At 62.9% G+C, this 21387-nt stretch carries 22 protein-coding genes and 1 pseudogene; 9 read left to right on the top strand and 14 right to left on the bottom strand.

The annotated features are described in order from the left end of the window. Positions 1-74: 74 nt before the first annotated feature. From tpx to ACLEJQ_RS22055, 13 genes and pseudogenes are all read right to left on the bottom strand, one after another. Positions 75-575 carry a thiol peroxidase gene (tpx, locus tag ACLEJQ_RS22115; protein ID WP_440798444.1) on the bottom strand — a complete coding sequence of 167 codons (501 nt, stop codon included), beginning with the start codon at positions 573-575 and terminating at the stop codon, positions 75-77. 247 nt (positions 576-822) lie between these two features. After that, positions 823-1494 carry a DUF3313 domain-containing protein gene (locus ACLEJQ_RS22110; protein ID WP_440798442.1) on the bottom strand — a complete coding sequence of 224 codons (672 nt, stop codon included), beginning with the start codon at positions 1492-1494 and terminating at the stop codon, positions 823-825. A gap of 214 nt (positions 1495-1708) precedes the next feature. Then, complete coding sequence (locus ACLEJQ_RS22105) at positions 1709-2692, bottom strand: LysR substrate-binding domain-containing protein (RefSeq protein ID WP_440798440.1); 984 nt, start codon at positions 2690-2692, stop codon at positions 1709-1711. A gap of 233 nt (positions 2693-2925) precedes the next feature. Next, on the bottom strand, positions 2926-3870 hold the full coding sequence (locus tag ACLEJQ_RS22100) for a peptidylprolyl isomerase (RefSeq protein ID WP_440798438.1): 945 nt from the start codon (positions 3868-3870) through the stop codon (positions 2926-2928). Next, complete coding sequence (locus ACLEJQ_RS22095; protein WP_440798436.1) at positions 3867-4346, bottom strand: YbjN domain-containing protein; 480 nt, start codon at positions 4344-4346, stop codon at positions 3867-3869. The genes ACLEJQ_RS22100 and ACLEJQ_RS22095 overlap by 4 nt, the downstream gene beginning before the upstream one ends. 18 nt (positions 4347-4364) lie before the next feature. Beyond that, a complete protein-coding gene (locus ACLEJQ_RS22090) occupies positions 4365-5012 on the bottom strand; it encodes a DNA repair protein (protein WP_440798434.1) in 648 nt (215 codons plus the stop codon). 15 nt (positions 5013-5027) lie between these two features. Beyond that, a complete protein-coding gene (locus ACLEJQ_RS22085) occupies positions 5028-6719 on the bottom strand; it encodes a putative porin (RefSeq protein WP_440798432.1) in 1692 nt (563 codons plus the stop codon). Positions 6720-6757: 38 nt separating this feature from the next. Then, positions 6758-7462, bottom strand: a complete 705-nt coding sequence (locus ACLEJQ_RS22080) for an energy transducer TonB family protein (RefSeq protein WP_440798430.1) — start codon at positions 7460-7462, stop codon at positions 6758-6760. A 2-nt stretch (positions 7463-7464) separates the two neighbouring features. Continuing rightward, positions 7465-7890 carry an ExbD/TolR family protein gene (locus tag ACLEJQ_RS22075; RefSeq protein WP_003201710.1) on the bottom strand — a complete coding sequence of 142 codons (426 nt, stop codon included), beginning with the start codon at positions 7888-7890 and terminating at the stop codon, positions 7465-7467. Positions 7891-7900: 10 nt separating this feature from the next. Further along, positions 7901-9700: a DUF2341 domain-containing protein gene (locus ACLEJQ_RS22070; protein WP_440798426.1), complete on the bottom strand. Its 1800-nt coding sequence runs from the start codon at positions 9698-9700 to the stop codon at positions 7901-7903. A 17-nt stretch (positions 9701-9717) separates the two neighbouring features. Further along, a complete protein-coding gene (locus tag ACLEJQ_RS22065) occupies positions 9718-11280 on the bottom strand; it encodes a ShlB/FhaC/HecB family hemolysin secretion/activation protein (protein ID WP_440798596.1) in 1563 nt (520 codons plus the stop codon). Between the two features lie 68 nt (positions 11281-11348). After that, complete coding sequence (locus tag ACLEJQ_RS22060) at positions 11349-11951, bottom strand: transposase (RefSeq protein ID WP_440798424.1); 603 nt, start codon at positions 11949-11951, stop codon at positions 11349-11351. A 437-nt stretch (positions 11952-12388) separates the two neighbouring features. Then, a pseudogene (locus tag ACLEJQ_RS22055) lies at positions 12389-12534 on the bottom strand (transglutaminase N-terminal domain-containing protein); the annotation flags it as partial. A 325-nt stretch (positions 12535-12859) separates the two neighbouring features. Here ACLEJQ_RS22055 and ACLEJQ_RS22050 point away from each other — a divergent pair. The 8 genes from ACLEJQ_RS22050 to ACLEJQ_RS22015 all read left to right on the top strand — a co-directional run bounded on the left by ACLEJQ_RS22050 (position 12860) and on the right by ACLEJQ_RS22015 (position 19711). Next, positions 12860-13450, top strand: a complete 591-nt coding sequence (locus ACLEJQ_RS22050) for an amino acid synthesis family protein (protein WP_440798422.1) — start codon at positions 12860-12862, stop codon at positions 13448-13450. A gap of 44 nt (positions 13451-13494) precedes the next feature. After that, positions 13495-14328 carry an alpha/beta fold hydrolase gene (locus ACLEJQ_RS22045; RefSeq protein ID WP_440798420.1) on the top strand — a complete coding sequence of 278 codons (834 nt, stop codon included), beginning with the start codon at positions 13495-13497 and terminating at the stop codon, positions 14326-14328. After that, positions 14325-15806: an aldehyde dehydrogenase gene (locus ACLEJQ_RS22040; RefSeq protein WP_440798418.1), complete on the top strand. Its 1482-nt coding sequence runs from the start codon at positions 14325-14327 to the stop codon at positions 15804-15806. The genes ACLEJQ_RS22045 and ACLEJQ_RS22040 overlap by 4 nt, the downstream gene beginning before the upstream one ends. A 12-nt stretch (positions 15807-15818) precedes the next feature. Then, on the top strand, positions 15819-16304 hold the full coding sequence (locus ACLEJQ_RS22035; protein WP_042728215.1) for a flavin reductase family protein: 486 nt from the start codon (positions 15819-15821) through the stop codon (positions 16302-16304). A gap of 154 nt (positions 16305-16458) precedes the next feature. Further along, the gene (locus ACLEJQ_RS22030; protein ID WP_440798415.1) at positions 16459-17934 is read left to right on the top strand and encodes an NAD-dependent succinate-semialdehyde dehydrogenase; all 1476 of its coding nucleotides are present in this window, start codon (positions 16459-16461) and stop codon (positions 17932-17934) included. Continuing rightward, positions 17931-18335, top strand: coding sequence for a carboxymuconolactone decarboxylase family protein (locus ACLEJQ_RS22025; protein WP_310362778.1), 405 nt, complete (start codon positions 17931-17933; stop codon positions 18333-18335). The genes ACLEJQ_RS22030 and ACLEJQ_RS22025 overlap by 4 nt, the downstream gene beginning before the upstream one ends. Positions 18336-18393: 58 nt before the next feature. Next, positions 18394-19146, top strand: coding sequence for a GntR family transcriptional regulator (locus ACLEJQ_RS22020; RefSeq protein ID WP_440798412.1), 753 nt, complete (start codon positions 18394-18396; stop codon positions 19144-19146). 1 nt (position 19147) lies between these two features. Continuing rightward, positions 19148-19711, top strand: a complete 564-nt coding sequence (locus ACLEJQ_RS22015; RefSeq protein WP_440798410.1) for an NUDIX hydrolase — start codon at positions 19148-19150, stop codon at positions 19709-19711. A 156-nt stretch (positions 19712-19867) separates the two neighbouring features. Here ACLEJQ_RS22015 and ACLEJQ_RS22010 read toward each other — a convergent pair whose 3' ends face one another. Then, complete coding sequence (locus tag ACLEJQ_RS22010) at positions 19868-20164, bottom strand: DUF1330 domain-containing protein (RefSeq protein ID WP_440798408.1); 297 nt, start codon at positions 20162-20164, stop codon at positions 19868-19870. 83 nt (positions 20165-20247) lie between these two features. Between ACLEJQ_RS22010 and ribBA the strand changes: the two genes are divergently transcribed. Continuing rightward, on the top strand, positions 20248-21357 hold the full coding sequence (gene ribBA, locus ACLEJQ_RS22005) for a bifunctional 3,4-dihydroxy-2-butanone-4-phosphate synthase/GTP cyclohydrolase II (protein ID WP_440798407.1): 1110 nt from the start codon (positions 20248-20250) through the stop codon (positions 21355-21357). Positions 21358-21387 lie beyond the last annotated feature (30 nt).

Here is a 21387-nt window from a genome sequence, read left to right as displayed (position 1 = left end):
AAACACAAATGAAAACGGCCTGGACTCAAGGCCCGGGCCGTCAACAAATGTAATAAATGCTTATATCAGGAAACTTATTTCAAGGCAGCCAGAGCAGCGTCGTAGTTCGGCTCTTCGGCGATTTCCTTCACCAGTTCGCTATGCAGCACGGTGTCGTTCTCGTCCAGCACGACCACGGCACGGGCGGTCAAGCCTTTGAGTGGGCCGTCGGCAATCGCCACGCCGTAGTCCTGAATGAATTCGGCGCCGCGCAGGGTCGAGAGGTTCTGTACATTTTCCAGGCCTTCGGCACCGCAGAAGCGCGCCTGGGCGAACGGCAGGTCGGCGGAGATGCACAGCACGACGGTGTTATCCAGGCCGTTGGCCTGAGCGTTGAACTTGCGCACCGAAGTAGCGCAGGTCGGCGTGTCGACGCTTGGGAAGATGTTCAGCACTTTGCGCTTGCCGGCGAGGCTCGCCAGGGTGACGTCGGACAGGTTGCCGGCCACCAGGGAAAAGGCTGGCGCCTTGGAGCCGACTTGCGGCAGCTGGCCGTTGACTTGCACCGGATTGCCTTTGAGCGTGACTGTAGCCATGAACGGATTCCTTCTGACAGGTTTGAAAAAGGCTGAGGCCGGAAGTTAACCATGAAATGGTTGCGCGACCTATGGTTGGAGACAAAAAGTCATGGTGTGGACCACGCTACTGGCTGAAGGTTTGGACGAACACTGTGGCGAGGGAGCTTGCTCCCGCTTGAGTGCGCAGCACTCACATAGGGCTGCTGCGCAGCCCAGCGGGAGCAAGCTCCCTCGCCACAGGGGGCCGGCGATTTGCTCAGGTTGCTTATTTGGATTTGAGCTTGAGGTATGACTGGTGCAGATCCGCTGCCCAGCCATCGATCACGCCCTTGACGTCGTCGGGTTTCATCACCTGGGATTCATTGGACAAGGGCTTGCCCGTGCCCTTGCGCACGACCTGGGCCACCACGGCATTGTTACCGCCGTCGAGGAACACCGCTTCGGTGCCCAGGGTGGTTTCCTGGTCACGGATGCCGCTGGCGGTGCTGACCGCCGCCGCCACTAGCGCAATCGGCACCACTTCATAGGGTTTCAGGCCTTCGGTCTTGCTGCTGACCGCCGTAATGGCCGCGCGCATCACCAGGACACCGGGGCCCGGCGCGGTTGCCAGGGGCAAGGATTTTCCCGCTTCGCGCTGGAGCGCCTGGTCGTAGTAGCCGGTTATTCCGGACAGGGTCGCCTGGGGGATTTTCACGGTTGGCTGGGGCTTGGGGTACAGCTGGGTCGGCTCGATATAGAAGCTGGTGTATTTGTCCAGATCGATCTTCGGATCGACCCACCGCATCACCTCGGCCCCCGACGGTGATTTTTCTTCCTTCAGACGACTGTAGTCGCCGAGAAATCCCGAGTACTCATCCGGCTGGGTGACTTTGCTGGAGCAACCCGCCAGGACAAGCGAGGCGATGCACACGGTTCCAATCACTGACGCGAGCTTCATGCTGTCACTCCTTCAAGCCACACAAGACGGGGCGGAACTACAGGTATAGCCAATGCATGGGGTTTTGCCTGTCCCGGGGCTCGCATCACCCACTGTTGCAGGAGCGAGCCTGCTTGCGATGGCGGTGGTTTAGTTGGCATCGACGTTGGCTGACACACCGCTATCGCGAGCAGGCTCGCTCCCACGATGGACACGGGTCTCCCCTGTAGAGCGGTCAGGTTTGAAACCAGTCCCTTCGCTCATCCAGCGTGTGGCGAATCAGTTCGATGAGCATCTGCACTTCGGGCGAAGCTTCGGCCTGGGCATTGACCGTCATCCACAAATGCCGCTGCATGTTTTGCTCGAACAGCCCCGGCAAGGCGACCAGCCCTCGGTCGAAGCGACTGATGTACTGCGGCAACAGTCCGATGCAGGCGCTGCAGCGGATCATTTCCAGCATCAGCTCGTAGGATTGCACCTGCACCACACCGGCCCGGCGTTGCTCCAGCAGCGTATTCCACGGCGCAAAGCTGTCCACCTGCTGGTCCGCCTGCCATTGCACGAGCATGTAGTCGCTCAGGCCGTCAAGGCAGTCCGGGCGGGTGGCTGGCCGGGAATAGCGCTTGGCGATGTGCGGCACGTAATTCAGGCTTGCCAATCGGTCAGCCGGCAGCGTGGCGAAGCTCGGCCCCGGCGCCGACACCTGCGCATCGCTTAACCACAACACCAGATCGGCGCTGACGGCGTGCAAGGCCATTTCGCTGTCCAGCGTGAGGATCTGCAGCCGTGCGCTGGCGTTGCGTCGCAGCAACGAGATCAGGTCGCGCCCCAGAATGTCATGCAGGATCGGCTCGGCCACGGCCAGGCGAATCAATGGCTGCTCGTCGTGCGGCGGTGGGCCGTCGTTCATCAGGGCGATCAAGCGCGCCTGCAATTGCCGGCCTTCGCGGCTGAGGGTCAAGGCGCTGCCCTGGAAGCTGAACAGCGGCCGTTGCAGTCGCGCTTCGAGCTGCGCCAACTGTTTGCGCAACCAGGTCGCCTTGACGTTGAGGCTACGGGCCGCTTGCATGAAACAGCCACAACGGGCACTGACCAGGAAGCACTGGGCCACCGCAGGCTCGATGCTGCCGGCCGATGCCAGCCAGGGATCGGCGGACCGTAGCGGCGTGCGGTAGGGGCTGATGATGGCCTGGCGTCCTGCGGGCTCGGTAAAGGTCATGGGTGACTCCCTGTCGGTTGTTCAAAAAAGCGAGGGCTGCGCGATGACTCGACCCAGGCACATCCCCTTGTGGCGAGGGAGCTTGCTCCCGCTGGGCTGCGCAGCAGCCCTAAAGCCGGCATCGATTGATTCCTGAAAAGAACGCGGTCATGTTTATTGGGGCCGCTTCGCCCGAGGCGTCGGACCGTCCCAGCGGGAGCAAGCTCCCTCGTCACGGGATCAGGAGCGAGAAACTAACGCACCTCCTCTAGCACCTTGCTCAGCTGAGCGCCGTCGATACTCAGCGTCGCCGTATCGAGCATGCCGTCCAGGTAAGCCTTGGCGATCTGCTCCTGGCGCTGGGCGCGCAGGGCCTGGGTCAAGCGCTCGCGGACTTCGTCGAGGGTCGCTTCCCGGGCCGGTTGCTGCTCGGTGAGCTTGATGACGTGAAACCCCGCCGCGCTCTGCACCGGATCCGACACCGAGCCGACCTTCAAGCGCGCCACTGCCTCCCTCACCTGCGGGACCAACTGCTGCAAGGGCTGGAAACCGCTGTCGCCACCCCGCTCCGCGCTGGTGCGATCCTGGGAGAAACGAGTCGCCAGCGCAGCGAACTCGGCCGGTGAAGCCTGGGCCTTCTTGCTCAGGTCCATCGCCTGCCGACGTACCGCCTCAACCGTTTGCGGCTCGCTGGCCGCCAGGAAAATCTGGCTGACACGGTACAACGCCGGCGCGGTCCAGTTGGCTTTCCCGGCGTCATAAGCCTGTTTCAACTCTTCTTCGCTGGGGTACCCGGCCGGAACCTGACTGACAGACTGCAAGTAATCGCGAAACACAATCTGCTCGGTGGCCGCACGGGTCTGACGCTCCACCTCAGGGCGCTGGCGCCAACCTTGGGCATCCGCCTGTTCCAACACGGCTTTTTCCGCCAGGCGTGCGCGAATCCAACCCTCAAGCGCGGCCCGATTGCCACGCATCTGCTGACGAACCTCAGGAGCCAGCGCCGCCAGCAGGGCTTTGAGTTCTTCCGGGCTGACTTGCTGGTTGCCCAGCCGGGCCAGGCTTGGCGAGTCGGCTTGCAACACACTGGCAGTCTGCACCGCCGCCACCGGATCGTTGCCCGGACGCAGGCCAAGCACCACCGCCGTAGCGACCAGGCCCAACGCAGCGGCGCTGATGACGAAGGTCGGCTTTTTCACGATGCGCTCGCCTCTTCCAGCGCGGTTTCGGCAGGCTCGGCCCGGGTCTGCGAACGTGCGGCGTTCTGGCTGAACTCGCGCAGGTACACGATGAATTCCTGCAACAGTCGATCCCAGAGTTCGAGATTGCTGCGCAAGTGATCGGCGCTGACGCCGGCGGCGACCACCACATCCATTTCCATCAGCAGGAACTCACCTTGCAACGACAACCGGGCAAAGCGTCGCGAGGCGTTCCACAGCTCGGCCAAACCGGCCGGCAGTTCACCTTGCACGCGCAGTGCGCAGCTGAAGGTAAAGTCCATGTAATGCCCTGGGGTCGCCGTCGGGTTGCCGAAACGCACGGCGAAACCGATGCCCTGGCTGGCGCTGAGCAATTGCACGATGCCGTTCTGCTCGGTTTCGTTGACCCGGTAACCGGCGGCTTGCAGCAGTTCGGTCAGGGATTTTGCGCTGACGTGTTCAACCATTGAGGTCATGTCATTCTTCCTTGCGAATCAATGAGTGATCGAGGCCTGGGGCGCATCGAAACGGTTCTTGTAGAGATCATCGCCAAAGCCTTGGGCCAGCTCCTCGAAACGCACCCGGGTCCTGGCGGCGAACGGCTGGCGGATTTTCATGACGTCCGCCACGTCGATGGTTTCGTAAGCGTGCAGCAGGTTCTTGGCGACTTCGTACATCTGTTGATTCTTGACCGAACATTGCTGCACTTGTGTGTCACGCTCGGTCAATTGCGCCTCCAGACGGGCCCGCTCGGTTTCCTTGCCACGGGCCAGGGTCAACAGCTCGTCATAAGCTTTCTTGAACTTGCCGATCTGTTCGTTGCTGGCCGCCACTTGGGCCTGGGCCTGGTTTTGCAGGTTTTGCCGGTGCCCGGCCAACTGCTCGTTCAAGGCCTGGGCCTTGTTCAATTGTGCAGTCAGTTGCTTGATCTGCGCCTGGGCCTCCCTGGCCTGGTTTTCCGCGGCCTGCCGGGCAGCAGTGGCCTGGGCCTGTTCGCTCTGCAGGGTCTGCAACTGTGCGGTGGTGCTGCGCAACTGCGCCCGCAGTCGCTCCTCCAGGCCCTCGCCGTGGGCACTGGCATTGACCAGCAGGCCCAGCATCAACAATGCGGCGGGATACGGATTCATGGCTCGCCTTTTCATGAGGCCTCCCTGCGCTTAGAAGCGCGTATTGATTTCAAGCTGCAAGACATCGATGTCGTACGGTGCGCCGTACACCGCTTCGGAACTCAACCAGCGACCGGTGGCGTAGACGTTGCTCGCCAGACCGTAGTTGCCACCCAGGAAATAGCCCTTGGCATTGGTGCCGCCCAGGTGGAAGGACGAATCGTTGAAACCGTCCGGCAAGGCGTCCGGCTGGATGTACTTGTAGCCGGCGAACAGGTTCCAGTCGCCTTCGCGCCTGAGCTCCAGCGCGTTGCCCAGGGTGAACTGGAGCATCCAGGCGTTGGCGCCGCTTTCCACCTCGCCATCGCTGTCCAGGTTGTTGGCGAACTGCCCGGCCGAGCGCTTGCGCATCTCGCCTTCGTCATAGCCCAGGTTGTGTACGTAATGCGCCTGGCTGCGCAGTTTCAGGTCCGCGGGCAGGTCGGTATCCAGCGCCAGGTTCAGGTCCAGCAGATTGAACTCCGAGGCCAGGCCGACGTACTGTGGTTGTGGCGTGGTGGACGGGTTGAGTGGGTTGGGCAGGATGTCGCGTAGCAGGAACACCGTGTTGCCCTTCTGCATGAAAGCCACGCGCGAACCGTCGCTGTCGCAACCCGGGTCACCGGCCCACGGTTGGCACGGCGACGAACGCTGGCCTTCGATGTCGTCGAAGCGGTAATACGCCATTGCGCCCTTGATACGGTTGCTGTCGTTGATCGCCCAGTTGGCCCCCAATTGCGCACCGTACAGCCACTTGGTGTCGCTCTCCTCTTTGTCTGTCCCGTTGCTGGTGCTGGTGTCGTTGGTGTACTCCACCGGAAACGCACCGACGGTGCCGAACAGCCCCCAATCCTGGTTGAGCTTGTGGTTGAAAATCGCCGCCACGCCGTCGAAGTTCAGGTCACCGGAATACAACAGGTCGGTGGAAAAAAACGGGTTGGCAATGCGCCCGCCGGTCAAGGTCAACTCATCCGACGGCTTCCAGGTCAGGTAACCCTGGTCGAGCCAGATGTCCTTCTTGCCGAAACCACCGCCCAGCGTCTGGGTGGTGGACACCGGGTTGTTGTCCGAGCCGGTGCCGATCCGGATGCCGGCGGTCCATTGCGGCGCGATCACCGCTTTCATGCCCAGGCGCGCCCGCAGGCGGAACAGGTTTTCCCGGTCTTCGCGGGTGTTGAGCAACGGCGGCAGGCTGGCGCTGCTGTTGGGGTTGACGTCATACGGGCCCTTGTCGTTGAGCCGGGCGAAGTCGACGATCTGGTTGCTGTTGGTCCCCGAGTAATAGCGCGATTCATCGCGCAGGCGAATGTCGCCATCGAAACTGATGCGCGAGACCCAATCCGGGAACGTGTTGGGCTGGGCCCAGTTCTCCTGCCTGGCGGTGGCCATGACTTCCGCCTTGACCTGATCGCGGATCTGCTCGCGCACGATGTTCGGCACGTATTGCACGCGCACGTCGCCCGGCGCGCCCGTGGGCGCTGCGGCAACCGTTGCCGAGGCCTGGCGGGCCTGCACGGCTTCGCGCTCGGCCTGGGCAATCAGGCCATCAGCCTGGTCCTGCTTCAATACGCCCTGCTGCACGAGCAAGCGGATCAGATTGATCGTGGCGTTTTCCGAAGGCGCCGGGGCGGCCGTCGCATGTGCGGCCAGGCCCAGCACCACCAGGCCGACCGCCCACGACAATCGATTCACATTGGAAATCATCTGCACACAACTCCTGTTGGCAAACTTTCAATATTCGGTTAACCCGGACGCCGTCCCTGCAAGGACAGGCGCACAGGCAAAGTCAGGGAGGCCGGTGGCCGTTCGCTCAAATGCGGCGCGGCACGCAGGGCGGAAATCACTTGCTCATCCACCTGCGGGTTGCCACTGGACTTGGCCAGCTCGACCCGGGTGATCTCGCCCACGGCACTGAGCCAGACGTCGGCCTGCAGCGAGAACGCCAGACTGCGCAGCTCAGGGTTTTCCCGCAGCAAACGCTGGAAGGTGAACGCCAGGAACTGGCTGTAGGTGCCATTACCGAGGCGCCCGCCCCCTGCCCCGGCCATGCCTGAGCCCTTGCCGGCACCGATGTTGAAGGCGTCGTTACCAGCCTGGGCGTCGCCGTCCATCTGCATCGGGTTGGCCAGGTCATCCACCGGTGACGGCGGCGCTTCTTCCTCGGGCTTGACCTCTTCGGGTTCCGGGGTCGGCTCTGGCTCGACCACCTTCTCCTCGACCTTGGGCTCCGGTTCCTTGGGCTTCTCCGGGGGTGGCGGGGGTGGAGGCGGCAGCGGGATGATGGTCGGCACTTTCGGCGCTTCACGGCGTACGCCGCTCATGTCGTTGGCCCACTGCCACAGCAGACATGCCGCCACGGCCCCCAGCACCAGGGCAGCGGCCCACTTGAACAGGCGCAGTGGCGAGGGCTTCACCGGGGGCGGATTAATGGGAAGTCTGGCGGTCATGGTCAGCCCTGGCTCGGTTTGCCGGTCACCAGACCGACCTGGGACAGTTCCAGGCGCCGCAACAGGTCCAGCACCTCGATGACTTTCTGGTACTGCACCGTGGCGTCACCGCGCACGATTACCGGGAAGTCCGGGCTCTGGGCCTTCTCGATGCGCAGGCGTTCTTCCAGTTCAGCCAATGTCACCGGGTAGGCATCGAGGAACACCTGGCCACCGTCATTCACCGAAATTGCCTTGGTCTTGGCCTCCGAAAGCGACACCGAGGCACTGGCCTTGGGCAGGTTGATCTGGATGCCCGAGACCTGTGCCGTAGCGGTGAGGATGAACATCACCAGCACCACCATCAGCACATCCACCAGCGGCGTGATGTTGATGCTGTCGACGGCGGCATCATCGTCGTCATCGTGTGAAGCGTTTACGCTAGCCATCGCGATGTCCTCAGGCCGGTACGAACGATTGAGCGTGATGGTCACGGCGCGGGGTCGCTTCGCCGGACTGGCCTTCGCCGTGCAGCTCCGCCAGGCGCGTGATGAATTCGTCGACGAACACCCGCATGTCGGCACTGACTTCCTTGTTGCGGGTGATCAGGCGGTTGTAGCCGAACAGCGCGGGGATCGCGACGAACAGGCCCATGGCGGTGGCGAGCAGTGCCGCAGCCATGCCTGGAGCGATGGCGTTGATGTTCACATCGCCGGCCATCGCCGTGCCGAGGAACACCACCATGATCCCCAGCACGGTGCCGAGCAGGCCGATGTAGGGGCCGCCGGCGATGGCGTTGGACAGGGTCGAGAGTTTCGAACTGAGCTGCTGGTTTTCCCGGGTGCGTACGCCGTCCATGGAGCAACGGATCGCTTCGATGGTGGCCGCCGAGACGCTTGAGGTGTCGGCGCCCTGCTCACGGCGGGTGCGGATCTCCTTGACCGCCACCAGGTACAACCGCCACAGCGACGAATGTTGCAGGCGCTGGGCGAGTTCCTGGTCGTCGGCGAACATTTCCAGGCGCGTGCCGATCCGGGCGAAATGTTCGCGAAACGCCTCGTTCGCACGGCTGACCCGGCTGACCATACGGTTCTTGCGCAGCATGATGATCCACGACTGGAACATCATCAGCACCAGGATCGCGATGATCACCCAGGCATCCATCGGCACGGCATTGAGCAGGAAACCCAGGCTGCCGAAGCCAAAGCCGGACTGTTCCTCATCGACGCCGTACGCCACCAGTTTCGATTCGGCGCCCTGGGCGTTGGCGTCGGCGAGCAACAGCGGCGCCGGGCGGGCGACCTTGGACAGCCGTGCTTCGTCCATCGCCCCGCTGAACGGCGCGAAGGCACCGGCGGAAATGTCGGCGCCCAGCGCAATCGGCGAGTTGAATGCCGGCATCGCCACGGCGAGGCTCGCGGTTTCCCGGCCATTGAGGTACAGCACCACCCGGTCGCCCGAGGCCGTCAACGCCAGGTGCTGCCACTGGCCTGGGTTCAACGGCTGGGTCGAGACGGCGCGCTGACCATTGATGGCCACGAACGGCGTGCCTTGATTGACGCCGATCAGCAGGCTGGCGGCGGCTTCATGCCGGGCCAGGACGACCTGCTCGCCACTGGCCTGGTCCTGGCGCAACCAGGCGCTGAAGGTGAACGCGCCACCGGCGTTGTGCTGCAATGACGCACTGGCCGGCAGCAACAGTGGCTGGCCATTGAATTGCAGGGCACGGCCGATTACCCCATCGATGCCGGTGCCGACCGCGCCCTGGGGATTGTTTCCGTACGCCGTGGTGTCCTTGGGCGGCACGCCGGTGGCACCGTCGAAGTGGTACAGCGCGGTGTAATCCGGATCGAAGGTCAGCTGACCGCTGCCGGCGGCCGGCGCCTTCTGGTTGCCGTAGTACATCCACAGGTCCTGGCGTTGACCGCCCTCCACACTCGGCACATCGACCCAGATCAACGCCATGCCCATCAGCGGGTCGAAGCTTTCGATCTGGTGGTTGAACACGGTCTTGTCGTCGGCACTGACGAAGCGCAGGTCGGAACCGTCCTCCTTGACCCCGTCGAAGGTAAAGTTGCCGGTGTGCAGGCGCACCAGCAATGCGGTGCGCCCCAGAGCCTGGGCGATAGCCGCGCCCTGAGGCGTGGTGTCCACCGAGATCTGTTTACGGTAGTGCCAGTCGTCCTGCCACCAGGCATTGGCGGTTGCCGGAAGAACCAGCCCCAGGCAAATCAACAGAGATAACAATAAGCGTTGCATGGACATGACTCCTGGGTTCAAAACGTCGCTTGCAGGTTGAAGTGCAGGCGCGATTCCTTTTTCGAGGTGTTCGGCCCGTCGAGCAGCGGGAGGCCCCAATCGACGCTCCCGGACAACCACTTGCTCAGGCTCGCCCGGGTACCGAGGCCAACACTGGCAAGGGCGTAGTCGGCGTCCTGGTCGGGCAGCTCGTCACGCAGGTACAACTGCGCGCCTTCGGCAAAGGCATAGAAGCGCCACTCCTGGACGTAGCTGCCAAGAAACCTGGCGAGGGATGGCGTGCGCAGCTCCTGGGACAGCAGGTAGCCGTCGTCCCCGGTGCGTTCGGCCGCCAGATAACCGCGCACCGAGGTCGCGCCACCGGCGGAGAACTGCTCGTTGGAGACCAGCGGTCCGGAGGCCAGTTGGAAGGCCGCCTTGGATGCGGTTTGCCAGTCGTTGCCGAAGGTAAAGGTGTAGCTGGCGTCCCCCTTGAGCACGGCGAAGCTGGGGCTGGCGCGGTAGCGTTTGTAGTCGAAATCTTCGTCGGAGCTGCCGTAGCCCAGCAGGCTGCGAGTACCGGCCACCAGGCTCAGGCCCAGACCCAGTTGGCTGTCCTGGGTGTAACGCAGCCCGTTATAGGCGAAGGTGAACGGCGCGTACTTGAGCGGCGCCTTGTCACTGGAACCACCGAGGCTCAGTTCTTCATCGAAATCCTTGAAATCCACGCCGGCGGACAAGGTGTTGGCCCAGGCGCCACTGGATGGCAGCGTGTAAATCGCCGAAACCCCGTACGAATGCCCTTTGCCCAACACGTTGCTGCCGCCGACGGTCGCCACGTTGCTGTCGGACTGGTAGCCGGAAAATTGCACGCTCCAGCGTTCGTCCAGTGGTGCGGTATATGAACCGGACCAGACCTTGGCATTGTCGGTGTCCTGAGGCGCGGTGAAGAAGGTCAGCGAAACGCTGTGACCCAGTTGCCAAAGGTTGTTGTGGCCGAGGCTGGCGACGGTCCGCAGCCTCTCGGTGTCGGCACTGTAGTCGTTGTTCAGGCCCAGGCTGGCTTGCCAGGGATTCTGGTCTTCCACTTGCAGGTCCACGTCCATGGTGCCTGGTCTTTGCCCTTCACGAACCAACGGCATGACCTGGCGGCCGGGCGTCTTGTTCAACTGCGCCAACTCGCTCTGGACCTGGGCGAAATCGGGCACCTGGCCCTCCTGGAGGGCCGGTACTTCTTCGCGGATTTCCACCGGGGAATAGTGTTTGGCGCCCACCACCCGTACCCGGCCGACCTTGGTCTCGCTGACTTGCAGGTAAACGATGCCGTCTTCGACTTTCTGCTCCGGCAACTCGACGAACACCGATTGATAGCCACGCGCCTGATAGACCTTTTGCAAGGCGTCCCGGGCGCCTTCGATGTCGCTCAAGGCCTTTTGTGGACCGAGGAACGGGTACACCGCCTCCTCGATGGCCCGGGCATCGAGCACGGTGTTGCCGCGCACGAAATACTCGTTCACGTCCACCAGGCGCGCTGCGGGTTCGGCAGCGTCTTGCCCAGCTTCGCCAGCCAATGCCGACGGCCCCCCGACCGCCAGCAACAGCCAGCCCCACAGCGCCGGCCGCGATTTGAAAAAATGCTCCACACCACCCCCTGAGTTCAAAGTACGGCTCAATTGCTTGCAGTCGACGTCGTGGCGTGCCGAGCCAGCCAGGTGTGCAGCAGCGCGAAGTTCAAGGAGAACTCGGGCATTTGCAGCAAGGCGCCACAGAACACTTCACCGATGATTTTCTGGATGAGTCTTACCGCCCGCGCATCGCCCAGCAGGGTGGCGAGGTCTTTGCACAAAACGTTGAAACTCCAGACTTTCTGGTTCAGGTCCAGGCCGACGAACCAGCGGAACAGCAGGTTGTAGTTGAGTTGCTCGTAGAGTTGCTGCTCGCTGGGCACCGAATAAAGCAATTGCAGCAGGAGGATATGCATGACGGTCTGCGGCGCGATGAGCATCTGGGCGTCGGCATTGAGCCCTTGCAAGACATCGCGATGATCGTTGAGCAGGTCGTCGATCTGCGGACGCAACAACACCAGCGAATGCCCCTGGGGGATGTAGCTGGACACTTCCTTGAGCGCGCCCTGCCAGTCATCCTGGGAAACGATCCAGACCCATGGCGCGCCGTAGCGATACACCGAAACCGGCTGCTTGCGCGCCGCCTCGACGATCTTCGACAGCCGCTGGTCAAGCTCCTGCATACCCACTTTCGAATAACGTTCCATAGTTCCCATCGCCTCACTCCCGCCCTCGCGCCCCGGCTCCAAACGACCCTTTGCAGGCCCCTCGAACACGTCACACAGGCATGACGGGAATGGCGATGTGCTACCGAACTTTTGTCATGAAAGCTTCATTTTTAGAGAACTGGGTGGACCTTGCTTGGCAGCAGATCCCCCGCTGGAGCGAGGCTGCTCGCGATGGCGGTGGGTCAGTTGGCAATGAGGATGGATAGCGGTGGGTCTGCCGAAGAAGAGGTTGGATGTACCGCCGCCTTCGCGGGTAAACCCGCTCCCACAGGGCGTTGAGGCGGATACGAAATTTGTATTCACACCTAAATCCACTGTGGGAGCGAGCCTGCTCGCGATGAGGCCGTGGGCCTCGGCGCGGTGATGAGTGTCGGACCTGCACCACTGAATTCACCTGCACCCGTGCATGCATCTGGGTTGCCGTAGGGGTCGAGCTGGCTGCGCACCCGTCGCGGCAGTTCCAGATGCCATTGCGGGATGCGCTGGCGCGGGCTGTGCTGAGGCGTCAGCCGCGGGAACTGATACTCGTGCAGACTTCATCGGTGTAGCTGTAGGTCGTGTCTTATGCTCGTGTTGACGACCGTGAACCGCTCGCCGGAGATAAAGCGCCTGCCCGTCGCGATCCTTGCGTCGTTTCGAATGGATCGAATAGGTGCAACAAGAGGGCTGACAAGCGCCTATTGCACTGAAAGAGGGACATTTATCCCATGAGGATAGACGGCCCTCGCTCTTTTTGTGGCGGTTACAAATTGCTCTCCCGCCACCCCGACCGGCTCACCCCCTTTTGTCGCCCCTTGCGAACATTCTGAAAGCCGCCTCTTGCGCTTACAGTATTATGGTATACCATCATACGCACAGACTTCTCTCACCCTCCTACGGAGCAGCTCATGAGTTTCGAAATTCGCAAGATCGTCAGCTATGTCGACGAAACCTTCATCGAAGGCGGCAAGGCCACGGATAAGCCGGTGACCATGGTCGGGTTGGCGGTGGTCATGAAGAACCCTTGGCTAGGCCGCGGTTTTGTCGAAGACCTGAAACCGGAAATCCGCGCAAACTGCTCCGACCTCGGCGCACTGATGGTCGAGCGCCTGGTAGGCATCATCGGCGGCGCGGACAAGATCGAAGCCTACGGCAAGGCCGCCGTGGTCGGCGCCGACGGTGAAATCGAACACGCGTCCGCCGTCATCCACACCCTGCGCTTTGGCAATCACTATCGCGAAGCGGTCAAGGCCAAGAGCTACTTGAGCTTCACCAACAAGCGCGGCGGCCCGGGCACCTCGATCCAGATTCCGATGATGCACAAGGACGACGAAGGCCTGCGTTCGCACTACATCACCCTGGAAATGCAGATCGAAGACGCTCCGCGCGCCGACGAAATCGTCGTGGTCCTGGGTTGCGCCGATGGCGGCCGCCTGCATCCGCGTATCGGCAACCGCTACATCGACCTGGAAGAACTGGCCGCTGAAAAGGCGCAGTGAACCAGCCCGGTTGACCACAATAAAAAGGCAAGCAGGAGCGCTCCATGATTCGGCTCACCGCTGAACTCACCCCGGCCGGCACCAGTTACCTGGCGACCGGCCAAGGCCAGCCCGTGGTCTTGATCCACGGCGTGGGCCTGAACAAAGAAATGTGGGGCGGCCAGGTCGTTGGCCTGGCCACGAAATACCGCGTGATTGCCTACGACATGCTCGGCCATGGCGCAAGCCCGCGTCCGGCCGGCGGCACCGGCTTGCTCGGCTACGCCGACCAGTTGCTGGAATTGCTCGACCACTTGCAATTGCCTCAGGCCTCGGTGGTCGGCTTTTCCATGGGCGGGTTGGTGGCACGCGCGTTCGCCTTGCATTACCCGCAGCGCCTGCAAAGCCTGGTGGTGCTCAACAGCGTGTTCAACCGCAGCCCCGAGCAACGCGCCGGGGTCATTGCCCGGACAGCCCAAGCCGCCGAGCATGGTCCGGATGCCAATGCCGAAGCCGCGCTGTCGCGCTGGTTCAGCCGCGAATACCAGGCGGCCAACCCGGCGCAGATCGCCGCGTTGCGCCAGACCCTGGCGCAGAACGATCCGCAGGGCTACCTGACCACCTATGAATTGTTCGCCACCCAGGACATGTACCGCGCCGACGACCTGGGCAGTATCCAGGCGCCAACGCTGATCGCGACCGGCGAACTGGATCCGGGCTCGACCCCGGAAATGGCCGAGCAACTGGCCGCGCGCATTCCCGGCGCCGCCGTTGCCGTACTCGCCGAGCAACGGCATATGATGCCGGTAGAATCGCCGCGCCTGGTCAACCAGGTGCTGCTCGAATTCCTCGACAAGGCGTACGCCCAACCCAATCCATTAAAGGGGATCGTTGCATGACACTCGCACGCTTCCACATGTGCATCGGCGGTGAATGGGTCGATGCCCTGTCCGGCAAGACCTTCGAAAGCCTGAACCCGGCGCTGGCGCAGGCCTGGGCTGAACTGCCCGATGCCGATGAGGCTGATGTCGAGCGCGCCGTGCAGGCGGCGCAGACCGCCTTCGACAGCCCGGCCTGGCGTGGTCTGACCGCAACCGCTCGCGGCAAGTTGCTGCGACGCCTGGGCGACCTGATCGCCGAAAACAAGGAACAACTGGCCCAGCTCGAAAGCCGCGACAACGGCAAGCTGATCCGTGAGACCCGCGGTCAGGTCGGTTACCTGCCGGAGTTTTTCCACTACACCGCCGGCCTGGCCGACAAGCTCGAAGGCGGCACCCTGCCCCTCGACAAACCGGACCTGTTCGCCTACACCGTGCACGAAGCCATGGGCGTGGTCGCGGCCATCATTCCCTGGAACAGCCCACTGTACCTGACCGCGATCAAGCTGGCCCCGGCACTGGCCGCCGGCAACACCATCGTGATCAAGCCGTCCGAGCATGCGTCAGCGACGATCCTGGAGCTGGCTCGCCTGGCCCTGGAAGCCGGGATCCCGCCGGGCGTAGTCAACGTCGTGACCGGCTACGGCCCCAGCACCGGTGCGGCACTGACCCGTCATCCACTGGTGCGCAAGATCGCCTTTACCGGCGGCGCGGCTACGGCCCGTCATGTGGTGCGCAGCAGCGCCGAGAACTTCGCCAAGCTGTCCCTGGAACTGGGTGGGAAATCGCCGAACATCATCTTCGCCGATGCTGATCTGGACAGCGCCATCAATGGGGCGATTGCCGGAATTTACGCCGCATCGGGGCAGAGCTGCGTGTCCGGCTCGCGGCTGCTGGTGCAGGACGAGATCTACGATGAGTTCGTCTCGCGCCTGGAAGAGCGCGCCAGGCGCATCCGCATTGGCAACCCGCAGGACGATGACAGTGAAATGGGCCCGATGGCTACCGCGCAACAACTGGCCGTGGTCGAAGGCCTGGTGGCCGACGCCATCGCCGAGGGCGCGCGCCTGCGCCTGGGTGGCAAACGCCCGACCGGCGTGGGTGACGGCTGGTTCTATGAGCCAACCCTGTTCGAATGCGACCGCAACTCCATGAAGATCATGCAGGAAGAAGTCTTCGGCCCGGTGGCCTCGGTCATCCGGTTCAAGGACGAAGCCGAAGCCCTGGCGATTGCCAACGACTCGCAGTTCGGCCTCGCCGCCGGCATCTGGACCCGCGACCTGGGCCGTGCCCATCGCCTGGCCCGTGACGTGCGCTCCGGGATCATCTGGGTCAACACCTACCGCGCGGTCTCGGCCATGGCGCCGATCGGCGGCTTCAAGAACAGCGGCTATGGACGCGAAAGCGGCATCGATTCGGTGCTGGCCTACACCGAGCTGAAAACGGTGTGGATCAACCTTTCCCAGGCGCCCATGCCTGACCCGTTCGTGATGCGCTAGGAGTCCTGAGAAATGATCGAACCCGGCATTTACAAAGAAGTCATGGGCTCCTTCCCATCCGGCGTCACCGTGGTCACGACCCTGGACCCGGACGGGAACATCGTCGGCATCACCGCCAGTGCGTTCAGCGCCTTGTCGATCGACCCGGCGCTGGTGCTGTTCTGCCCCAACTATGCCTCCGACACCTACCCGATCCTGCGGGACAGCAAGCAATTCGCAATCCACTTGCTGTCCGCCGACCAGACCGCCGAAGCCTACGCCTTCGCCGGCAAAGGCAAGGACAAGGCCAACGGCATCGATTGGCACCTGAGCGACCTCGGCAACCCGATCCTGGCCAAGGCCACGGCGATCATCGAGTGTGAGTTGTGGCGCGAGTACGACGGCGGCGACCACGCCATCATCGTCGGCGCTGTGAAGCACCTGATCCTGCCCGAGCAAGCCGTCACGCCGATGATCTATCACAAGGGCAAGCTGGGCGCCCTGCCCGCGTTGGGCTGATTCCAGAATCACAAGCCACGCAATATTCGTGGCGAGGGAGCTTGCTCCCGTTGGGCTGCAAGGCAGCCCCGAAAAAAAGCGAGGGCTGCTGCGCGGCCCGGCGGGAGCAAGCTCCCTCGCCACACGTATTTTTCTATTCTTTCAGGGAGCCGGCATGAGTCCAGCAGCCTTGCAACTGTTCCGCCAGCAGGCCTATATCGACGGCCAATGGCTCGCAGCGCCCGACGGCGCTTGCCAGGACGTTTTCAACCCGGCCAATGGCGAATTGATCGGCCGGGTGCCAAACTTGGCTGCCGAACACACCCGCCAGGCCATCGCTGCCGCCAACAGAGCCTGGCCGGCCTGGCGCGGGCTGACCGCCAAGGAACGCAGCCAGACCCTCAAGCGCTGGCACGGGCTGATGATCGAACAGGCCGACGCGCTGGCAGAAATCCTCACACTCGAACAAGGCAAACCGTTGGCAGAAGCCAAGGGCGAGATTCTCTACGCCGCCAGTTTCATCGAATGGTTTGCCGAAGAAGCCAAGCGCATCTACGGCGACACCATTCCCAGCCACAAGGACGGCGCGCGCATTGTGGTGAGCAAGGAACCGATCGGCGTGGTGGCAGCCATCACCCCGTGGAATTTCCCTGCCGCGATGATCACCCGCAAGGCCGGTCCGGCCCTCGCCGCCGGCTGCCCTTGCATCGTCAAGCCCGCGCCGGAGACGCCGTTCTCGGCCCTGGCGATGGCGGTCCTGGCGGAACAGGCCGGGATTCCCGCCGGCATTTTCAACGTGATCACCGGCGACGCCGTGGCCATCGGCGGCGAGCTGACCGGCAGCCCCCTGGTACGCAAACTCTCGTTCACCGGCTCCACGAACATCGGCAAGTTGCTCATGGCCCAATGCGCGCCGACGCTGAAAAAGGTCTCGCTGGAGCTGGGCGGCAACGCGCCGTTCATCGTCTTTGACGACGCCGACCTGGAGCGTGCGGTGGAAGGCGCGTTGGTCGCCAAGTTCCGCAATGCCGGGCAAACTTGTGTCTGCGTCAATCGCTTCCTGGTCCAGGACGGCATCCACGATGCCTTCGTCGCACGCTTGGCCGAGCGCGTGGCCCAATTGAAGGTCGGCAGCGGCTTCGAGGCAGGCGTGAGCCAAGGTCCGCTGATCAACGAGCGGGCCGTCGCCAAGGTCGAGGACCATGTCCAGGACGCACTCGCCCACGGTGCCCGGCTGCTCTGCGGCGGCGAACGCCATGCCCTCGGCCATGGATTCTTCCAGCCGACGGTATTGGTCGGCGTGACCACGCAAATGAAAGTTGCCCGGGACGAAACCTTCGGACCACTGGCCGCCGTTTTCCGTTTCGCCACCGAGGCCGAAGCCATCCACATGGCCAACGACACCGACTCGGGTCTTGCCGCCTATTGCTACACCCGCGACCTGGGCCGCGCCTGGCGCATGAGCGAGGCACTGGAATACGGCATGGTCGGCATCAATGAAGGCCTGATCTCCACCGAGGTCGCGCCGTTCGGCGGCATCAAGACCTCGGGCCTGGGCCGCGAAGGCTCCAAATATGGCATCGACGATTATCTGGAACTCAAATACACCCTGATGGGTGGGCTCGAAGACTTTGGGAGCACGCCGCGATGAGCAACGACAAATACGAACAAGGCCTGAAGATCCGCACCCAGGTACTGGGCGAGGCCTACGTCAAGCGCTCCATCGAGAATGCCGACGACTTCACAAGGCCGTTGCAGGAAATGGTCACCGAATACTGCTGGGGTCATGTCTGGGGCCGCGAGGGTTTGTCGCTCAAGGAGCGCAGCATGATCAACCTGGCGATGATCTCGGCGCTCAATCGCCCGCACGAACTCAAACTGCATGTGCGTGGCGCCTTGCGTAACGGCCTGAGTCGTGAGCAAATACGCGAAATTTTGCTTCAGGTCGGTATCTATTGCGGCGTTCCGGCTGCGGTAGACAGTTTCCGGCTTGCCCGTGAAGCCTTTGCCGAAGCCGATGCCGAGGCCTCCAGTCAACCTTCGGCTGTTTGAACTGAACGCGCAGATGTTGCCCGTTTGGCATGGACAGCCTTACTACAGAGCGGACCCCATGAAACGCCTGCCACTCGACGACAGCTTCAAGGTCAATCGCAACCCCGTTACCCTGCGCGAGATCGTGCTGGATAAACTGCGAAGCGCCATCATGAACTTCCAGCTCCTGCCGGGAGATCGCCTGGTCGAGCGTGACCTGTGCGACCGCCTGGGCGTGAGCCGCACGTCGGTGCGCGAAGCCCTGCGCCACCTGGAATCCGAAGGCCTGGTGGAGTTCGCCGATGCCAAGGGCCCGCGGGTGGCGATCATCACCCTGGCCGACGCCGTCGACATCTATGAGCTGCGCTGCGTGCTGGAAGGCCTGATCGTCCAGTTGTTCACCCTGCGAGCCAAGGCCAAGGACATCAAGGCACTTGAGCGGGCCCTCGAGGAAAACCGCCAGGCCCTCAAGGAAGGCGAGCTGCAACAGGTGATCGATTCGGTGCAAGGCTTCTACGACGTGCTGCTCGAAGGCTCCGGCAACCACGTGGCAGCCACCCAGCTGCGGCAGTTGCAGGCGCGCATCAGTTACCTGCGGGCGACGTCGGTGTCCCAGGAAAACCGTCGCGGCGCCAGCAACCAGGAAATGGAGCGCATGGTCGAGGCCATCAAGAGCGGCGACCCGCTGGCTGCCCACCAGGCCTCGGTGGATCACGTGCGCGCGGCAGCCAAGGTGGCGCTGGAGTACCTCAAGCGCAAGCAGGAAGAAACCGGCGACATCCCCGAGATCACCGCGCCCATCGCCCTGAAAGAACCGCGCATAGGCCACTGACATGTTCAGCCCGAGCTTTTGTCCAAAGTGTGGCGGCAGTGACCTGAATCACCGCCTGCCGGCGGGCGATACCCATGAGCGGCTGATGTGCGACGGCTGCGGCTACATCCATTACGTCAATCCGAAGATCATCGCAGGATGCATCATCGAGCGGGACGGCAAGTACTTGTTGTGCCAACGCGCCATCCCGCCACGCCCAGGCACCTGGACCCTCCCGGCTGGCTTCATGGAGGGCAATGAGACCACTGAGCAGGCCGCGTTGCGGGAAGTCTGGGAAGAAACCGGCGTGCGCGCCGACATAGTTTCGCCCTACTCGATCTTCAGCGTGCCGAAGATCAGCGAGGTCTACATTATCTTCCGCGCCGTCGCCGTGGAAATCACTGGCCAGTTCGGCCCGGAAACCCTCGCCTGCCAGTTCTTCGCTCCCGAAGACATTCCCTGGGACAGCATCTACTACCCGGCCATCCGGCAGATCCTCGAACGTTATATCGAGGAACGCCAGGCTGGCGTCTATGGCATCTACATCGGCAACGACGACAGCGGCAAGATCCATTTCATTCGTTGATCACCCTTGTGAGCCCAGCCTGTGAAATCCACCTTGTGAAATCCTCTGTGGGAGCGGGCTTGCTCGTGATGGCGGTGGGTCAGCAGATGATTTTTTTCTGACCCACCGCCATCGCGAGCAAGCTCGCTCCCAAAGTGAATGATCTGGCATCCACGCCTACGCAGGCGCCACGCCCTCGACAATGATCACTTCGGCCTGGGCCACGTCCTTGCGGTGGCGCTTGGCCTCCTGATACTGCGGCGAGTGGTAGCAAGCCACCGCCTGCTCGTAAGAGTCGAACTCGATCACCACGCTGCGCTGCGGCGTCGCCCTGCCTTCCATCGCTTCGCTACGCCCGCCCCGGGCGAGCATGCGCGCGCCATACAAGGCGAACGCCGCCGGTGCCCGCTGGGTGTATTGACTGTATTGATCGGGGTCGGTGACATCCACATGGGCAATCCAGTACGCCTTCATAGTGACCTCTCGGTTTATTTTGTATTATGGTATACCACAAATTGTTTCCATCCAGCATTTCATAAAGAACAAGAGAGCCCGACATGGCCTTTAACAGCATTCAGGAAATCATCGAAGACTACCGCCTGGGCAAGATGGTGTTGCTGGTGGATGACGAAGACCGCGAAAACGAAGGCGACCTGCTACTCGCCGCCGACTGTTGCAGCGCCCAGGCCATCAGCTTCATGGCCCGGGAAGCCCGTGGGCTGATCTGCCTTACCCTGACCGACGAGCATTGCCAGCGCCTGGGCCTCGAACAGATGGTGCCGAGCAACGGCAGCGTGTTCAGCACCGCGTTCACAGTGTCCATCGAAGCCGCCACGGGCGTGACCACCGGCATTTCCGCCGCCGACAGGGCCCGCACCGTCGCGTCCGCCGTGGCTGCCGATGCCGGCCCTGCCGATATCGTGCAGCCGGGGCACATCTTCCCATTACGCGCCAAGGAAGGTGGCGTGCTGACCCGCGCCGGGCACACCGAAGCCGGTTGCGACCTGGCGCGCCTGGCGGGCTTCACGCCCGCTTCGGTGATCGTCGAGGTGATGAACGACGACGGCACCATGGCCCGTCGCCCGGACCTGGAAGTGTTCGCGCGTAAGCACGGCATCAAGATCGGCACCATCGCCGACCTGATCCACTACCGCCTGAGCACCGAGCACACCGTGGTGCGCATCGGTGAGCGCGAATTGCCGACGGTGCACGGCACCTTCCGCTTGTTCACCTTTGAAGATCGTATCGAGGGCGGCGTGCACATGGCGATGGTCATGGGTGAGATTCGTCGCGACGAACCGACCCTGGTACGAGTGCACGTGATCGACCCGCTGCGGGACCTGGTGGGCGCCGAATACCACGGACCATCCAACTGGACGCTATGGGCGGCGTTACAACGGGTCGCCGAAGAAGGTTGTGGCGTGGTGGTCGTGCTGGCGAACCACGAATCCTCCCAGGCGCTGCTCGAGCGCGTGCCGCAACTCACCCAGCCCCCCAGGCAGTTCAGCCGGTCCCAATCACGCATCTATTCTGAAGTGGGTACCGGGGCGCAGATCCTCCAGGACCTGGGCGTCGGCAAGTTGCGCCACCTGGGGCCACCGCTCAAGTACGCGGGGTTGACAGGGTACGACCTGGAGGTGGTGGAGAGCATTGCGTTTACCGGATGAGCCGAAGCTAACGCGGATCACTGTGGGAGC

Source organism: Pseudomonas sp. SMV71 (assembly GCF_052042015.1).
GTDB lineage: Bacteria > Pseudomonadota > Gammaproteobacteria > Pseudomonadales > Pseudomonadaceae > Aquipseudomonas.
The sequence above is the reverse complement of the archived record's forward strand: the minus strand, read 5'-3'. Positions and strand labels throughout refer to the sequence as shown.

Excerpts from the sequence above, each read along its gene's own strand:
- tpx (WP_440798444.1), bottom strand. The coding sequence starts at position 575 with ATGGCTACAGTCACGCTCAAAGGCAATCCGGTGCAAGTCAACGGCCAG.
- ACLEJQ_RS22110 (WP_440798442.1), bottom strand. The coding sequence starts at position 1,494 with ATGAAGCTCGCGTCAGTGATTGGAACCGTGTGCATCGCCTCGCTTGTC.
- ACLEJQ_RS22105 (WP_440798440.1), bottom strand. The coding sequence starts at position 2,692 with ATGACCTTTACCGAGCCCGCAGGACGCCAGGCCATCATCAGCCCCTAC.
- ACLEJQ_RS22095 (WP_440798436.1), bottom strand. The coding sequence starts at position 4,346 with ATGACCTCAATGGTTGAACACGTCAGCGCAAAATCCCTGACCGAACTG.
- ACLEJQ_RS22090 (WP_440798434.1), bottom strand. The coding sequence starts at position 5,012 with ATGAAAAGGCGAGCCATGAATCCGTATCCCGCCGCATTGTTGATGCTG.
- ACLEJQ_RS22085 (WP_440798432.1), bottom strand. The coding sequence starts at position 6,719 with ATGATTTCCAATGTGAATCGATTGTCGTGGGCGGTCGGCCTGGTGGTG.
- ACLEJQ_RS22080 (WP_440798430.1), bottom strand. The coding sequence starts at position 7,462 with ATGACCGCCAGACTTCCCATTAATCCGCCCCCGGTGAAGCCCTCGCCA.
- ACLEJQ_RS22075 (WP_003201710.1), bottom strand. The coding sequence starts at position 7,890 with ATGGCTAGCGTAAACGCTTCACACGATGACGACGATGATGCCGCCGTC.
- ACLEJQ_RS22070 (WP_440798426.1), bottom strand. The coding sequence starts at position 9,700 with ATGCAACGCTTATTGTTATCTCTGTTGATTTGCCTGGGGCTGGTTCTT.
- ACLEJQ_RS22060 (WP_440798424.1), bottom strand. The coding sequence starts at position 11,951 with ATGGAACGTTATTCGAAAGTGGGTATGCAGGAGCTTGACCAGCGGCTG.
- ACLEJQ_RS22050 (WP_440798422.1), top strand. The coding sequence starts at position 12,860 with ATGAGTTTCGAAATTCGCAAGATCGTCAGCTATGTCGACGAAACCTTC.
- ACLEJQ_RS22045 (WP_440798420.1), top strand. The coding sequence starts at position 13,495 with ATGATTCGGCTCACCGCTGAACTCACCCCGGCCGGCACCAGTTACCTG.
- ACLEJQ_RS22040 (WP_440798418.1), top strand. The coding sequence starts at position 14,325 with ATGACACTCGCACGCTTCCACATGTGCATCGGCGGTGAATGGGTCGAT.
- ACLEJQ_RS22035 (WP_042728215.1), top strand. The coding sequence starts at position 15,819 with ATGATCGAACCCGGCATTTACAAAGAAGTCATGGGCTCCTTCCCATCC.
- ACLEJQ_RS22030 (WP_440798415.1), top strand. The coding sequence starts at position 16,459 with ATGAGTCCAGCAGCCTTGCAACTGTTCCGCCAGCAGGCCTATATCGAC.
- ACLEJQ_RS22025 (WP_310362778.1), top strand. The coding sequence starts at position 17,931 with ATGAGCAACGACAAATACGAACAAGGCCTGAAGATCCGCACCCAGGTA.
- ACLEJQ_RS22020 (WP_440798412.1), top strand. The coding sequence starts at position 18,394 with ATGAAACGCCTGCCACTCGACGACAGCTTCAAGGTCAATCGCAACCCC.
- ACLEJQ_RS22015 (WP_440798410.1), top strand. The coding sequence starts at position 19,148 with ATGTTCAGCCCGAGCTTTTGTCCAAAGTGTGGCGGCAGTGACCTGAAT.
- ACLEJQ_RS22010 (WP_440798408.1), bottom strand. The coding sequence starts at position 20,164 with ATGAAGGCGTACTGGATTGCCCATGTGGATGTCACCGACCCCGATCAA.
- ribBA (WP_440798407.1), top strand. The coding sequence starts at position 20,248 with ATGGCCTTTAACAGCATTCAGGAAATCATCGAAGACTACCGCCTGGGC.